Raw genomic sequence first — 14,580 nt, forward strand, 5'->3', positions numbered from 1 at the left:
TAAGCAATATACTCATTACTGAAACACGCAACTATCCTGTTCTGTGCTGGTTTCTTGCAAAATAGGCGCCCTCAACATGTTAATTCCAGTCGCACTTATCATCGGCGAAACTTCTTCTTTCAAAGAAAAACCCGATCATTTACGACCGGGGCTAAATTTATTTTTTTGAAGCAATCCAGACATTTACTTTGTCTTCAAGCAGTTTGAGAGGTACGCAACCTGATTCCAGTACCAGATTGTGGAATTCACGAATGTTGAACTTATCTCCCAGATCCTGTTCCGCTTTGGAACGCAGCTGGCGAATTTTCAACTGACCGATCTTATATGAAAGTGCCTGTCCTCCTCCTGCCATGTATCTTTCAATTTCCGCGGTAATACTCTCCTCCGACTCTGCTTCGTGGTCGAGCGAATATTGAATCGCCTTTTCGCGCGTCCAGCCTTTGGAATGTAAACCTGTATCCACCACAAGCCTGATGGCTCTGTGCATTTCGGCGCTTAGCATGCCAAAATATTGGTATGGATCGGTATATAAGCCAAGTTCTTTGCCCAATGATTCGCAATAAAGTGCCCAGCCCTCGCCGTAGGCGCTATACCATAAGTTTTTCCTGAATTCCGGCAGATCTTTGTTTTCCTGTTGAAGCGATATTTGATAATGATGCCCTGGAATGGCTTCATGCAGAAACAAACTTTCATCCGATACAATATTGTAGGTCCTGGCATCAGGAACGGGAACATAAAACACACCCGGACGGGAACCATCTGCAAGCCCCGGATTGTATTCTGCCGAAGCAGATTTTTCTCTGAACGCTTCTGTTCTTCTTACTTCAAAAGCCGACTTTGGCGTAAGGTCAAACAGCTTTTTCAGATTCGGTTTCATTGTTTCATGAATCTTATTGAAGTTCGCAATCACTTCTTCCGGCTTGGTAAAAGGCATCAGTTTTTTGTTATTGCGCACATCGTTGAAAAACGATTTTAAATCACCCTTAAAACCTACCTGCTCCTTCACCAGCTCCATTTCCTTTGAAATGCGATCCACTTCCCCAAGGCCGATCTTATGGATTTCATCGGCGGTCATTTCGGTAGTCGTAAAGTACTTGATGTAGTAATTGTATATCGCAGCGCCATTTGGAAGCGCATCAAAACCGGCAGTCTTTCTTCCTGCTGGCAGATATTCATTTTTTACAAAATCATGCATTTTTTTGAAAGTTGGAATAATCTTGCTTTCAACCATTGCAGCATATTCCTTTTCCAGTTTACCTTTTTCGTCGGATGAAAACGTAGTTGGGAAATTTTTCGCAGGCGCATAAAACAAATGATCCTTCACCGGTCCGTGATCCATTCCTGCCAGTTGTGGAATCATCTTTTGAATCAGAGGTTCAGGCAAAACGTACCCCAGTTTCATTCCTTTTTGCATATTCACCATCGCTGTATCACACCAAACCACAAATCCGTCCACTCTTTTGAGCCAGTTTTCGTAATCCTTTACGGTTTTGAACGGTTGCAAACTTGTACCTCCTGCCATTTGGGACACCATCAAATGTGTAGAGAATATCTGGTTGAGCGGTAGCAACTCCGTTGGATAAGACAATCCTTCCAGGTTTACATTGCATTCCCATTGCAGCAAATCCCAGCTTACCTTTTCTTCATCCGAAAGCTTCTCCCGGTCGTATTTGGCGAGTTCTGTCTGATACTTTTTATAAAATGCAACCAGCTTTGCCTTACCCGCTGCTGTGAGGTCGTCGGACATGCGATCGTTGTAACGGCTGTCTCCATTCATTGTAGCTTCCAGCGGATACAACGGAAGTCGCTCTTCGTAATAATTATCAAAAACCTCCTTTACAGAGCCCGAGGCTTTTTCGTCAGACGTTTTCTGCTTACACGACTGCATTGCCATACCGATTGCTATGGCAAAAATTAGAAATTTATACATAAGTTTTTCTCTGTTTTAATATGACAACAAGATAGAAAAAACCAACGTTTTAATAAGCAGGCAGCAGCTGAAATGTAAGCAACAAGGTACGTTCATGTAAAAGTGAATGTAATGTGTTTCCTCAAAACAATTTATAACTTGTCGTTTCAACCGAGATATGGCATTTCTAAAACTCATAAACTTTTTTAAATGGATTTTATAACCCTTGTTAGAAACCAGTTCCTGAAAGAACCCAGAGCTTACCATCCGCAACATCTGACTACTCCTGAAAAAATGATCGATATCGTTTCTGCCTGGAAAGGATTGGAATTGATTATTGACGATTTGATTAAACGATTTGGCCTCAGTCAGGATAGGTGTATAGAATTTGGCGTTGAATTTGGTTTTTCCAGTGTTGCGTTTTCCAACTATTTTAAACAGGTAACAGGAATTGATACTTTTGAAGGTGATGAACATACGGACAACAAGGAAGCGCATTACGAAAAGACCAAAAAATCATTACTGGCTTATCCCAATATCGAACTTGTAAAGTCGGATTACAAAGACTGGATCATTAAGGATACGAGCAGGTATGATCTTGCGCATGTGGACATTGTACACAATTACAAGGAGACTTTTGAATGCGGATTATGGGCTGCCAGGCATAGTGACTGCACGATTTTTCACGATACAGAAAGTTTCCCGGAAGTGAAACGTGCTGTAATTGACATTGCTAAAAGAACCGGACAAAAGGCCTACAATTATCCGCATCACTTTGGATTAGGGATCTTGGTTGACCGGCACTCACTTAGAAAAAAACGAAGAAACCAATGACTAAAAAGGTACTTGTAATAGGTAGCTCAAACACCGATATGGTGGTTAAAACGGAGGAATTCCCAAAACCGGGACAAACCGTTTTAGGCGGTACTTTCCTGATGAATCCGGGAGGAAAAGGAGCTAATCAGGCGGTGGCCGCGGCCAGATTAGGTGCAGATGTTCGCTTTGTAACCAAAACCGGAAAGGATATTTTCGGTCAGCAAGCCCTGGAAGGATTCAAAAAAGAAGGGCTGGATATAAGTTTTGCCAGCGTTTCACAAGAATCAGCCTCGGGCGTAGCACTTATTACCGTTGCAGCATCAGGAGAAAACCAAATAGTGGTAGCTTCCGGTGCAAATATGGATTTGAAAGAATCAGATTTACCTGACGAAGTTTTTGACGGCGTTGATTATGCGTTGATTCAACTGGAAATCCCGATGGAAACGGTCAGGTTTGTGATTGAAAAGTGTGATGCGTTGAATATAAAGCTAATATTAAACCCGGCTCCCGCTGCCAGCCTTGATGATGATTTGCTGAAAAAGATATACCTCATTACACCAAATGAAACGGAGACAGAAATCCTGACTGGCATTAAGCCGGATTCCCCTCAAAAGTTGCAGCAGGCGGGCGATAATCTGTTAAAAAAAGGAGTTCAGAATGTGCTGATAACTTTGGGAAAAGAAGGAGTGTTTTTTATGAATAGTGAAAACAACGAAACGATACCAGCCGAAAAAGTTAAATCTGTGGACAGCACAGCTGCGGGCGATGTATTCAACGGTGCGTTGTTAACAGCCCTGGCAAGAGGCGAGGATTTTGTCCCGGCATGCCAGTTTGCAAATAAAGCCGCGGCGATATCCGTAACCAGAATGGGCGCTCAAAGTTCAGCACCCTATTTACACGAACTAAACTGATAGCATTTTACGCTACGAAACATATGAAAATCCCAATTATAATAGACTGCGACCCAGGTCACGACGACGCGCTGATGCTGATGCTGGCTTTTGGAAGCGGCAAATTTGACATCAAGGCAGTTACTACTTCTGCCGGAAATCAGACGCAGGAAAAGACGCTGAACAATGCTTTGAAAATTCTCACGCTAATCGGTGCCAATGTTCCGGTATTCCGTGGAGCTGAGAAACCTTTGTTCAGAAACCTGATCATCGCCGATTATGTACATGGCGAAACCGGACTAGACGGCCCTGCCCTGCCCAAACCGGCATTTGAAGCTCAGGCCTTATCGGCTGTTGAAGGAATTGCTGCGATATTGAGATCCAGTGAAGAAAAAATCACTATCGTTCCAACCGGACCGCTGACCAACATTGCGACCTTCTTACTGGCTTATCCTCATTTGAAAGATAAAATTGAGCGTATATCACTCATGGGTGGTGGTATTTTCCGGGGAAATATGACGCCTCTTGCTGAGTTCAACATCTTTGCAGATCCGGAAGCAGCCCACCTTGTTTTCAAGAGCGGGATTCCCATCACGATGTGCGGCCTGGATGTAACACACAAAGCGCTGGTATTTCAAAAAGATATTGATCTGTTGCGCTCAATTGGAAATAATACCGGCAAGGCTGCGGCTGATCTGATGGATTTCTTCTCCATATTTTACAGAACAAACCGCACCGAACTGGATGGAGGAGCCGCACTTCACGACCCTTGTGCCATTGCCTGGCTTATAGAACCAGAAATGTTTACAAGTAAACCTTGCTTCGTAGATGTGGAAATTAACGGCACGCTCACAACCGGAACAACCGTTGTTGATTTTTACGACGTAACGGGAAAGGAGCCGAATGTAGAGGTGGTTTATGATATTGACAGGGAACGCTATATAAAAATGTTATACAACGCCATTTGCCAGTTGCCTTAAAAAGAACTATAAAACCCTCCAATCAACCCTAGATGAAAGAAGATTTTAGCATTAACGACTTTACTGAACCTGACTTATTTACACTGATCTGGACAAAGCCAAGAAAAGTGTTTCGCTATTTGCTGGATTATGCTCCAAAAAAGCACGTTCACATCCTTTTGGTCCTTGCTGCCATCGGTAAAGCTTTTGAACGGTCGGAAGTGCGCAATGCGGGAGACAACGACTCACTGATAACTATACTAATCCTTGCGCCTCTTGTTGGAGGATTTTTTGGATATATGCTGTTGCGCTTTACCTCGCATTTGGTTCGCTGGATTGGGAATGAATGGCTTCATGGAAAAGCAAAAAGCGGAGAAATAACACTCGTTCTGGCTTGGTCCTCTGTTCCGTCTATTTTATCACTTGCATTTGTACTGATGAAAATAGTCATTTTGGGTCAAGATGCATTTTCCAAAGAACTTAGTTTTGAACCAACTCAATTTACTGAAGTACTATTGACTACAATTTCCACTCTTGAAGTTATCCTTGGTATCTGGACAATCTGTCTTTGGATAATTGGAATTTCCGAAGCTCAGAAATTCTCAGTTTGGAGAGCATTAGGGAACGTCGGCCTTGCATCATTGTTCATTACCTTACCGATTGTAATTCTGATCCTGTTAATTATTCCCTTTATCCGATAAGTTGACACATTATATTGATCGCCAATCACTTACAGCAACACCGAAACTTTATCCTCTACGTTTTCGCTTGAAGCACGTTGGAGCACTGTTGTATTACCAAAATAGAGGATAACGAGCCCACCGATAGAACAGAACGCCATCATGCCTACCATGGGCATGGCGGTGTTATTGTGTAAAACACTCACGATTGCGGAGATAATCGCACCAGCTCCCATACGCCAGCTTCCCATCAACGCCGAAGCACTTCCGGTATGTTTTCTGAAAGGTGCCAGAGAAAGTGCCGATGTATTGGGACCCGTAAGACCTTGTCCTGTAAGAAAAACAAACATCATCGCAATTAAACCCAGCAAGCTATACCAGTTGTTGTAAACACCGACGATAAGCAGCAAACCAACAATGCTTTGATAAATGAGTGTCACCTGGATGATCTCCTGACTTTTGAATTTTTTCAGAAGAAAGTGATTCAATTGGGTTGAACCGATCATGGCAAATGCCAGCAAGCCAAATATCCAGCCATACTGCTGCTCTGTCACTTTATAAAGGTTCATGAAAACATCAGCAGAACCAGAAATGTAGGCAAACGGAGCGGCAGTTGCCAATCCACCTGCAAGGGTATATATCAAAAATTGCGGCTGACTGATTACGGTATAGTAGCTTCCCAGAACAGATTTCGGTTTAAGAGATACAGACCTGTCCGGCATTTGACCTGTTGGCAGGAAAAAGTAGATTCCGGCTATCATCACTGCAACAATACCTGCTAAAATGATGAACAACCAGTGCCAGCTAAAACCAACTGTTACATATCCGCCAACAGTCGGGGCAATCATCGGAGAAACGGCAATAACCAGCGTGATGAGGGAGAAAACCTCCGCTCTTTTATCGGAAGGAAATATATCACTTACCAATGCCTGAGATGCTACCAAACCTACACAACCACCCATCGCCTGAAAAAAACGCATCATAATGAGCGAATCTACCGAAGAGGTAAGCGCACATCCAATACTTGCAATAACATAAAGTACCAAACCTGCATAGAGCGGTTTTTTCCTGCCGAATCGATCCAGAAGCGGACCGTATAAAATCTGTCCCAAACAAATTCCTATCAGATAACTCGTCAGAGATAACTGTACCTTATCAATTGTCGTATTCAAATCCCTGGCAATGGTCGGAAAACCAGGCAGATACATATCAATTGAAAAAGGGCTGATTGTTGCCAATGAACCCAGGATTAGAATTATGAAGGAATATCGTTTGCGACTCATGAATTAAAATAGAACTTAATGTAGACTAAACGGCCATAATAATGGTTTAAGTTCCTGTTTTCTAATAAGTACAATAATTGAACAATATAATTATATCGCACAACTTGTTACAACAACAAAGGTGCAATCACCAACAAAACATCACATAATTCTGACAATTTTTGTCCGCATAAAAATTTGGCTACATTTATTCTTCCAAAGCAAAATTTTCCCACTGTAAAACTTCAAATCAAACAATTTTATGAAATCAATGTTCATGCTGGTTACGTTTTTTCTGTTGAATTTTTACGTTCCTGAAAAAAATGATAATACCACCTCGATTCCAATTTGTCATACACCCGTTACAGCCAATGCCATGTCTGCCCTGGCCGGTGATCCGGCATTTCAGATGTTGCATGAGGTTCCTTTACCTTTTCATTATCAGGGAGAAGGAGAAACTGTGAGTTTCGAAACGCCAGACGGGCAAAAAGCTTCGGGATTCTTTTTGAAGTCACCAAAAAAGTCCAACAAGTGGCTTTTGGTGTACCAGGAATGGTGGGGTTTGAATGATCACATCAAACAGGAGTCTGCCAAATTGCACAAAGACCTTGGCGATGTGAATGTACTGGCGGTAGATATGTATGATGGGAAAGTAGGTACCACACGTGAAGAGGCCGGTAAACTGGTGCAATCTGCTTCTAAGGAACGTCTTGCCGCTATTCAGAAGGGAGCGATTGGTTATGCAGGAAAAGATGCCAAAATTGCTTCTATCGGTTGGTGTTTTGGTGGAATGCTTTCTCTGCAAAGCGCAATCCTGGAACAGGATAAATCGGTTGGATGTGTGATGTATTACGGAAGTCCTGAAAAAGACGTTGAAAAATTAAAGACACTCAAAACGGATGTTCTGGGAATATTTGGAAGTCAGGATCAGGGCATATCGCCGGAGGTTGTGGCTCAGTTTGAGAAAGATATGAAGACCGCCGGAAAGAGTGTTACAATTAAAATGTACGATGCGGTTCACGGATTTGCAAATCCAAGTAATCCGAAACACGATCCGGTTGCGACCGCAGATGCATACAAACTCTCACTCGACTATTTGAAAAAGAAATTCAACTAACAAAGATAGCCTGCACGAACAGATTCAGTTCATGCAGGCTATCTTTTCTTATAATTGCCAATTACTTTTTAGTAACCCGAATCGAAATTCTGCGGTTTTGTGCCCTACCTTCTTCAGTATCATTTGAAGCAACTGGATGCTCTTCTCCATATCCTTCCGATTCAAGTCTCGCTTTATCAATTCCAAGATCGGTCAGAGATTTTTTAACTGATGAAGCGCGGTCGGTCGAAAGTTTAAGATTGTTGACCGAATCGCCGGTATTGTCGGTATATCCTCCAAGTTTTACGTTGACTGATGGATAAGCCTTCAATATCTCCGCTACGTTTTCAAGTTGTTCCTGAGATTCAGGCTTTAACTTATCGCTGCCTGTTTCAAACAACAGACGGTCAAAATCAAACCAGGTTTCCTTGTCAGCGGTTTTGTCCGACTTAATAAAATCCAGAAGGGAAGATTCCACAGGATTACCAGAAGCTGCAATATTCAGTTTGGTTCCGTTCAGATCAAGTATTGCTGTTTCCACCATCGGTATATTGGCTTCAATGATCTCTTCAATCACCTGATCTCCTCCGTGGCTTGCGGTAGTAACGGCGATATGCGGAGCAATAACCAGAGAAACGATAGACATTAATTTGATCAGAATGTTCATGGATGGTCCGGAAGTATCTTTAAATGGGTCTCCAACGGTATCACCAGTTACAGCTGCCTTATGCGGTTCCGACTTTTTATAGTAAGTCACACCATTGATCACAGCACCTTTCTCAAAAGATTTTTTCGCATTATCCCAGGCTCCACCTGCATTGTTTTGGAAAATACCCATCAAAACACCAGAAACCGTAACGCCTGCCAACGTTCCACCCAATACCTCAGGCCCAAAAAGGAACCCAACTACAACCGGAACTAAAAGCGCAATTAAACCTGGGGCAACCATTTCACGAATTGATGCTTCGGTAGAAATCGCTACACATTTGTCATATTCCGGTTTGGCGGTTCCTTCCATAATGCCCGGAATTTCACGGAACTGACGACGAACTTCTTCTACCATTTTCATAGCTGCACGCCCCACTGCCGCAATGGCCAGAGATGAGAAAATGAACGGTATCATTGCTCCAACAAAAAGACCTGCAAGCACATTAGCCTTGTAAATGTCGATGGAATTAATACCTGCAACACCACAAAAAGCGGCGAAAAGTGCAAGCGATGTAAGCGCTGCAGAAGCAATTGCAAAACCTTTTCCGGATGCAGCTGTGGTGTTTCCTACCGCATCCAGAACATCTGTACGGCCCCGTACCTCTTCCGGTAAATGCGCCATTTCGGCTATACCTCCTGCATTATCTGCGATTGGACCGAAAGCGTCGATGGCAAGTTGCATGGCCGTTGTAGCCATCATTCCGGCAGCGGCAATGGCCACACCGTATAAACCCGCGAATTCGTAACTGATAAAAATACCTGCTGCAAGAACCAGCGTAGGAATTACGGTTGATTCCATTCCGACCGATAACCCGCCGATGATGTTGGTCGCATGTCCTGTGGACGACTGATTTACAATGGATTGAACCGGACGCTTACCCATTGCTGTGTAATATTCTGTTACAACAGACATGATGGCTCCAACAATTGAACCAAGCAAAATTGCCCAGAAAACATCCATTGAAGTAAACGAAACACCTCTTATTGTGAGATTTCCTTCGGGCAACATCCACAATGTTAATGGATAACTTGCGATCAGAACCAATATTATAGAGCCCCAGTTTCCGCGGTTAAGTGCTCCCTGCACATCACCCTGATCGTTGCTCACGCGAACCAGCAGCATACTTACGATGGAGGCGATCAGACCAACTCCTGCGATAACCATCGGCAATAAAATAGGCGAAATACCACCGAAGTTATCAACGCCTTCCGCAACGATCTCACGACCTAAAACCATGGTTGCCAGAATAGTGGCTACATAAGAACCAAACAAATCCGCTCCCATACCTGCAACGTCACCAACATTATCACCTACGTTATCAGCAATGGTGGCAGGGTTACGTGGATCATCCTCCGGAATACCGGCTTCAACTTTACCTACCAAGTCTGCACCAACGTCCGCTGCTTTTGTATAAATTCCTCCGCCTACACGTGCGAAAAGTGCAATGGACTCAGCTCCAAGGGAAAAGCCTGCTAAAACTTCCAGCACTTTCTCCATGCCTAAACCATTCACATCGGTACTATCACCAACAAAAAAGGAATAAAGAATAATAAAAAGTCCCCCCAAACCGATTACTGCCAAACTCGCAACACCGATTCCCATTACAGAACCACCTGTAAACGAGACTTCCAAAGCCTTTGTAAGACTTGTACGTGCTGCCTGTGTGGTACGTACGTTGGATTTCGTAGCGATGTTCATACCGATGTAACCGGCAAATGCAGAAATGAATGCACCGGCAATAAATGAGGCGCCGATGAATACACTGGAATTTTCGACCAGTGTACCAGAATAACCTAATAAAATACTGACGATAATACCGAATACGATGAGAACCCGCCATTCGGCTTTGAGGAAGGCCAATGCACCGTCGGCAATGGCATCTGCAATTTCTTTCATCTCGGGAGTTCCGCTGTCCTGCCGGACAACCCACCCTCTTTTAAAAAACATAACCAGCAAGCCAATGATGCCCAACGCCGGAACTAAATAGGTAATGTTACTCATGCGCGATACAGAAATTAGTTTAAGGTTTAAATTCCCGTAAATATAGAAAATGGCACCTCATAACAAAATCACAAATCACCTATTTTAGACTAATTTTTATGTTTTTTGTAAAAATTTCAGGAAAAATCAGACTACTATACCCCAGAATTTAATATAAGTCACTGATTTATAACTTAATTAATCAATTCGACATAGAAGTTCTACTTCCAAGTCGTCAATGCGACAACTTTTCGGCGTTCAGGCAATCTGGATTCAAAAAAACGGCGGAATTTAAAAAGTGCAGTTAAGCTTTATTACTTCGAAAAACTTTTAAAAGAAGGAGTGACACAGCAAACCCAACTAATCCCACAGAAACAGCCAGCAACGTTCCGCCTAGGAAATACTGGACAAAATTAACGTGTATTGATTCAAGAGAAATATCATCAATTGTCTTGAGCTGAGCACCATTTTGATAGAATATCCCCCCAAACTGATAACTCCCAAAAATGATGAGAGGGATCATGGGAGGAATACTGATATTGGCGGCTGTTAAAAACAACACTTTATTCATCCTGAAATAAATAGAAAGCGGAATTCCAATCAGCAATTGAAATCCCCAAATGGGCACAATTCCCATAAAAAAACCAAAGCCAATGGAAGCTGCTTTGCTAATGTTGCTTTCTTCCGGTTTTAGTGCTTCTTCCTTAATCAATCGCCACAATCCTTTTTTTTTGATATACAAAAACAACCTTTTCGGCAGGTACCAAAGCAGCGTAAGTGTAACCAGCCAGGTGTTGAGAATACTGATTCTTGTAAAATCCCGGAAGGGCCTGAAGTGCGTTACCCGTTCATTTTTATCATAAATTACCCGAATGTTAATTGGAATAATCCTGACATCCTTCCAGGCCAGTTTTACTATAACTTCGATTTCTGTTTCAAACTTCGATGTAAAAAGTCTTGTCCGCTTAAGTGGTTCTAGCGGGTAAAGACGGAAACCGGTTTGGGTATCTGGTAAGGTCAGTCCTGTTTCAAACCAAAACCAGAAATTAGAAAATTTATTACCAAATGAGCTCTTACCCGGCACTCCCTCCTGCTCCATGTTACGAGAACCCATCAGAAGCGCTCCCGGATTTGCAGTAGCCGCAGCGACAAATAACGGAATATCATCTGGCAAATGCTGTCCGTCTGAATCAATTGAGATGGCATTTTCATAACCCAGCCGGATAGCTTCCATAAATCCCCGCCGCAGAGAATATCCTTTGCCGCTGTTAATGTCATTGTGAAGCACCCTGATCTGCTCACCAAAACCGCTTAGGACTTTCACTGTATCATCTGTTGCCCCATCATTTATGACAATCACGTCCACTCCATCCGTATATTGCAACACCCCTTCAATAACCCGTCGTAATGTCTTCTGGTTATTGTAAGTTGGAATAAGCACGCAACAGTGAATATCTTTCAGGGACATGAGCAAATGGAATTGACTTTTTAGGGAGATAAGGAGAAAATGCCAGGTTAAAGACGAGCCTTATGCGTAAACAACCTGTGCTTTAAAATAGAATGTTCCGTTGTAACTGCCGGAAGTGGTTACCTCAATGGATTCACCTTCTTCAAATTTGATTGAAATTTGAATATCTGGCGTTTCCAATGGATTAATGACCTGAAGAAATTTACAGGTTCGCATACCCTTCATGATCAGTTTTCTCCCCAAATGGTTTTCCAGTAATTCCTTCACAATTTGTAACTGAACCACGCCAGGTGTTACCGGAGAGCCTGGAAAATGACCTTCATAGATTTGATGATCGGCATTGAGACGGATTTCAGCAAGTATGATACCTTCCTCCACCGTCTGATTCGTTATCGAAAAAAGGTCGTTCAAAAACACAGGTTTGTATTAAAGTAGTTTAATGAAATATTAAAGTCTTTTAAATTACAGATTCACAAAAACACTCTCAGCTATCGGTTCATTGACTTTCTCGTTCGTAAATCTCAAAATGCTTTTATCACCATCCTTTTGAAAAAAGGTAAGCTCTTTTAAGCGCAAGTTGTTCTTTGCAAACAAAAGATCAATTTTAGCGTACACATTTTTCAATCTTTTACTAACCGGAACCAAGGTTACCAGATAAGCTGTCGGGTTCTCGGAAATGGTTTGTTTAAACGCTTTATTATTTTGAAAATCGCCATTCACCAACCCCATCATCAGCTCCTTAATCTGACCCGCGATCCTGCCAGCCTGACCAACATTTTTCTCCTTTCCTGCTTCCTGAACCCGTAATTTATCACCGTTAATTAATATAACATACTTAACAGGTATTTGCTGCTCCCAGCGCATCTTATCGTTTTTTTTGTAGTAAAACACACCCGAAGACCTTTCCGAGTTTCTCAAAACTGCCATTACTTTCTCTTCCTGAAAATCAGCTTGTATAGTATTCGCAGCCTCTGAAGACCTTTTCAAAGATGCACCTACTTTTCCCGGATCAGATACGGGTTTGAAACTCTGAGCTATCCCGTCGAAGGTCACCAACAGGAAAAGGAGTGTGATAAGCTTAATCTTTAACATAAGCGTCTTTATTAATTACCGCTGACAACGGCTCGATTGCAAATTTTTTAGTATTAATATGCTCAATAATGTCAGGAAGTGCTTCGGCTGTGACCGAAAGCCGGTCATGCAACAGCACGATATCACCTTTTTTCAATTTGGAAATTACCGCGTCTATCAGGGCATATTTGCTTTGAGCCCTGGTATCCATACTACGCAACGACCAACCTACTGAGATCAGACCGTTCTGCTTAATTGCACTTGAATAAAAAGGATTGGTGACACCAAAGGGCGGACGAAAAAAAACCGGCGTTTTTCCAACGAGGCCTGTGAGGACGTCATTACATTTTTTCAAATCCGCAGCGAGCCGGGAAGTGGAAAACAAAGCGATCAGGTAATGATGGCTGTATGAATGATTGGCGACTATATGGCCTTCATCGGCTATTCTCCGGATCAGGTCAGGGTATTTTTCAGCCTTCTTGCCGATGACGAAAAAAGTAGCTTTCACATTTTTCTCGCTGAGAATATCCAATATCTTCGGTGTAAATTCAGGGTCCGGACCATCATCGAAAGTAAGCGCAACCGATTTCTTTTTACCTCTATTAACAGAATTGATGAAATAATTGGCTTGAATCTGATATGAACCGTATGCTGTAACGCCCAGATAAATGAAGAGGATTGCTCCTAAAACAAACCATAGAAAATCGGTTTCAAGGAAAATTACACCACATAATACCAGTGTAGTTAAAGTAAGGACGGTGATAATGTTATGCTTCACAAGACTGAACCAGGATTAGACCTAAATTTTTCTTATTTAAACAGTTACAAATTAACACATTAGTCAAATTCTTGTCCTGACCCAATTTGTCGATCACATAGTGCAGTGCAAATGCAGAAGCTGTGGGATAAATTCCTGAAAAAGGCAGATAATCCACGATTTTATCTTCGTTCACCCCATGGGCAGTCAAAAAATGAAGTACTTTTCCACACACACCGATGTCAGCACCTGAAAATAGCACCAGGTCAAGTGAAGATGGCGACATATCATTTTTAGATAGAAAGGAATCAATTGCAGAACTGACGTCCACGACCAACCCAACCGTTTCCACATCGGTAATAATAGCCAGTGTTTGCTCCGATTTTTCCTTTGAAGCTATGAAAAAAGAAGATCCGGATGTTAGTGCCACAGGCGCCATGAGTTCGAGTTCCTCCTTAATGACATCCAGAAATGGGATGTATTCATCGGCAGCACCGACCAGAACATGGTTATCTTCCTCCGCAAGTAGCATCATCGTATCAGTAAGAGCCTGTTCGAAAGATAACGTGTTCTGTGTGTGAGTCATGTTGTAACCGTGATTCCCAATACTGAGGGAAATCTGCCCGGCAATGGTATTGTGTGTGGATTGGATAAACGAAGTTGGCGGGAGCAATCCTTCCACCGTCAGAAAAGTGTTTAAAAACTTTTCTGTATCGTGCAGGCACCCCAAACCAGTTCCCACCACAATAGAGTCGGGTTGGTGTATGGCAGCTTGTCTGACACAGTCCTCTGCACAAGCAACCGACATGCGCAAAATTTTGCTCATCCTCCTCAGCAAACCGGCATCAATGTAATCTTTATAATTTGGGCTAATCAGTTCAGAGCCAACAGAAACTGTTCCGATTGAATTCGAAAACCCTACATTCTGAAAAGTAGGTTGATGCGTGATACCAGAAGCTGCTGAAATGTAAAACAAAGACTTT

General features: G+C 42.5%; 13 protein-coding genes. 5 read left to right on the forward strand and 8 right to left on the reverse strand.

Going from position 1 to position 14,580, the window contains the following annotated elements; translation table 11 throughout:
- Positions 1-157: 157 nt before the first annotated feature.
- Positions 158-1,930 carry a DUF885 family protein gene (locus LZG71_RS14070; RefSeq protein WP_233821291.1) on the reverse strand — a complete coding sequence of 591 codons (1,773 nt, stop codon included), beginning with the start codon at positions 1,928-1,930 and terminating at the stop codon, positions 158-160.
- A 189-nt stretch (positions 1,931-2,119) separates the two neighbouring features.
- On the opposite strand from LZG71_RS14070, the gene LZG71_RS14075 reads away from it, so the two are divergent.
- From LZG71_RS14075 to LZG71_RS14090, 4 genes are read left to right on the forward strand one after another with little or no spacing between them, the layout of a single operon-like run.
- Positions 2,120-2,743 (forward strand): class I SAM-dependent methyltransferase, encoded by a 624-nt coding sequence (locus LZG71_RS14075; protein WP_233821292.1) that lies wholly within the window; start codon positions 2,120-2,122, stop codon positions 2,741-2,743.
- Positions 2,740-3,636, forward strand: a complete 897-nt coding sequence (rbsK, locus tag LZG71_RS14080; RefSeq protein ID WP_233821293.1) for a ribokinase — start codon at positions 2,740-2,742, stop codon at positions 3,634-3,636. The genes LZG71_RS14075 and rbsK overlap by 4 nt, the downstream gene beginning before the upstream one ends.
- A gap of 23 nt (positions 3,637-3,659) precedes the next feature.
- Positions 3,660-4,595, forward strand: a complete 936-nt coding sequence (rihA, locus tag LZG71_RS14085) for a pyrimidine-specific ribonucleoside hydrolase RihA (RefSeq protein WP_233821294.1) — start codon at positions 3,660-3,662, stop codon at positions 4,593-4,595.
- Positions 4,596-4,627: 32 nt separating this feature from the next.
- A complete protein-coding gene (locus LZG71_RS14090; protein ID WP_233821295.1) occupies positions 4,628-5,275 on the forward strand; it encodes a YIP1 family protein in 648 nt (215 codons plus the stop codon).
- Positions 5,276-5,304: 29 nt separating this feature from the next.
- Here LZG71_RS14090 and LZG71_RS14095 read toward each other — a convergent pair whose 3' ends face one another.
- Complete coding sequence (locus LZG71_RS14095; protein ID WP_233821296.1) at positions 5,305-6,537, reverse strand: multidrug effflux MFS transporter; 1,233 nt, start codon at positions 6,535-6,537, stop codon at positions 5,305-5,307.
- A gap of 241 nt (positions 6,538-6,778) precedes the next feature.
- Between LZG71_RS14095 and LZG71_RS14100 the strand changes: the two genes are divergently transcribed.
- Positions 6,779-7,633 (forward strand): dienelactone hydrolase family protein, encoded by an 855-nt coding sequence (locus tag LZG71_RS14100; RefSeq protein WP_233821297.1) that lies wholly within the window; start codon positions 6,779-6,781, stop codon positions 7,631-7,633.
- A 61-nt stretch (positions 7,634-7,694) separates the two neighbouring features.
- Here LZG71_RS14100 and LZG71_RS14105 read toward each other — a convergent pair whose 3' ends face one another.
- The 6 genes from LZG71_RS14105 to LZG71_RS14130 all read right to left on the reverse strand — a co-directional run bounded on the left by LZG71_RS14105 (position 7,695) and on the right by LZG71_RS14130 (position 14,573).
- A complete protein-coding gene (locus tag LZG71_RS14105; RefSeq protein ID WP_233821298.1) occupies positions 7,695-10,322 on the reverse strand; it encodes a sodium-translocating pyrophosphatase in 2,628 nt (875 codons plus the stop codon).
- Positions 10,323-10,605: 283 nt separating this feature from the next.
- Positions 10,606-11,769 carry a DUF2062 domain-containing protein gene (locus LZG71_RS14110; RefSeq protein ID WP_233821299.1) on the reverse strand — a complete coding sequence of 388 codons (1,164 nt, stop codon included), beginning with the start codon at positions 11,767-11,769 and terminating at the stop codon, positions 10,606-10,608.
- Between the two features lie 60 nt (positions 11,770-11,829).
- Positions 11,830-12,180: a 3-hydroxyacyl-ACP dehydratase gene (locus LZG71_RS14115; RefSeq protein ID WP_233821300.1), complete on the reverse strand. Its 351-nt coding sequence runs from the start codon at positions 12,178-12,180 to the stop codon at positions 11,830-11,832.
- A gap of 51 nt (positions 12,181-12,231) precedes the next feature.
- Positions 12,232-12,861, reverse strand: a complete 630-nt coding sequence (locus LZG71_RS14120) for an outer membrane lipoprotein carrier protein LolA (RefSeq protein ID WP_233821301.1) — start codon at positions 12,859-12,861, stop codon at positions 12,232-12,234.
- Positions 12,848-13,618 (reverse strand): polysaccharide deacetylase family protein, encoded by a 771-nt coding sequence (locus LZG71_RS14125; RefSeq protein WP_233821302.1) that lies wholly within the window; start codon positions 13,616-13,618, stop codon positions 12,848-12,850. Before LZG71_RS14125 ends, LZG71_RS14120 begins: the two co-directional genes overlap by 14 nt.
- Positions 13,608-14,573 (reverse strand): beta-ketoacyl synthase chain length factor, encoded by a 966-nt coding sequence (locus LZG71_RS14130; RefSeq protein ID WP_233821304.1) that lies wholly within the window; start codon positions 14,571-14,573, stop codon positions 13,608-13,610. Before LZG71_RS14130 ends, LZG71_RS14125 begins: the two co-directional genes overlap by 11 nt.
- Positions 14,574-14,580 lie beyond the last annotated feature (7 nt).

The sequence above is a fragment of the Dyadobacter sp. CY312 genome (assembly GCF_021390535.1).
Classification (GTDB): domain Bacteria; phylum Bacteroidota; class Bacteroidia; order Cytophagales; family Spirosomataceae; genus Dyadobacter.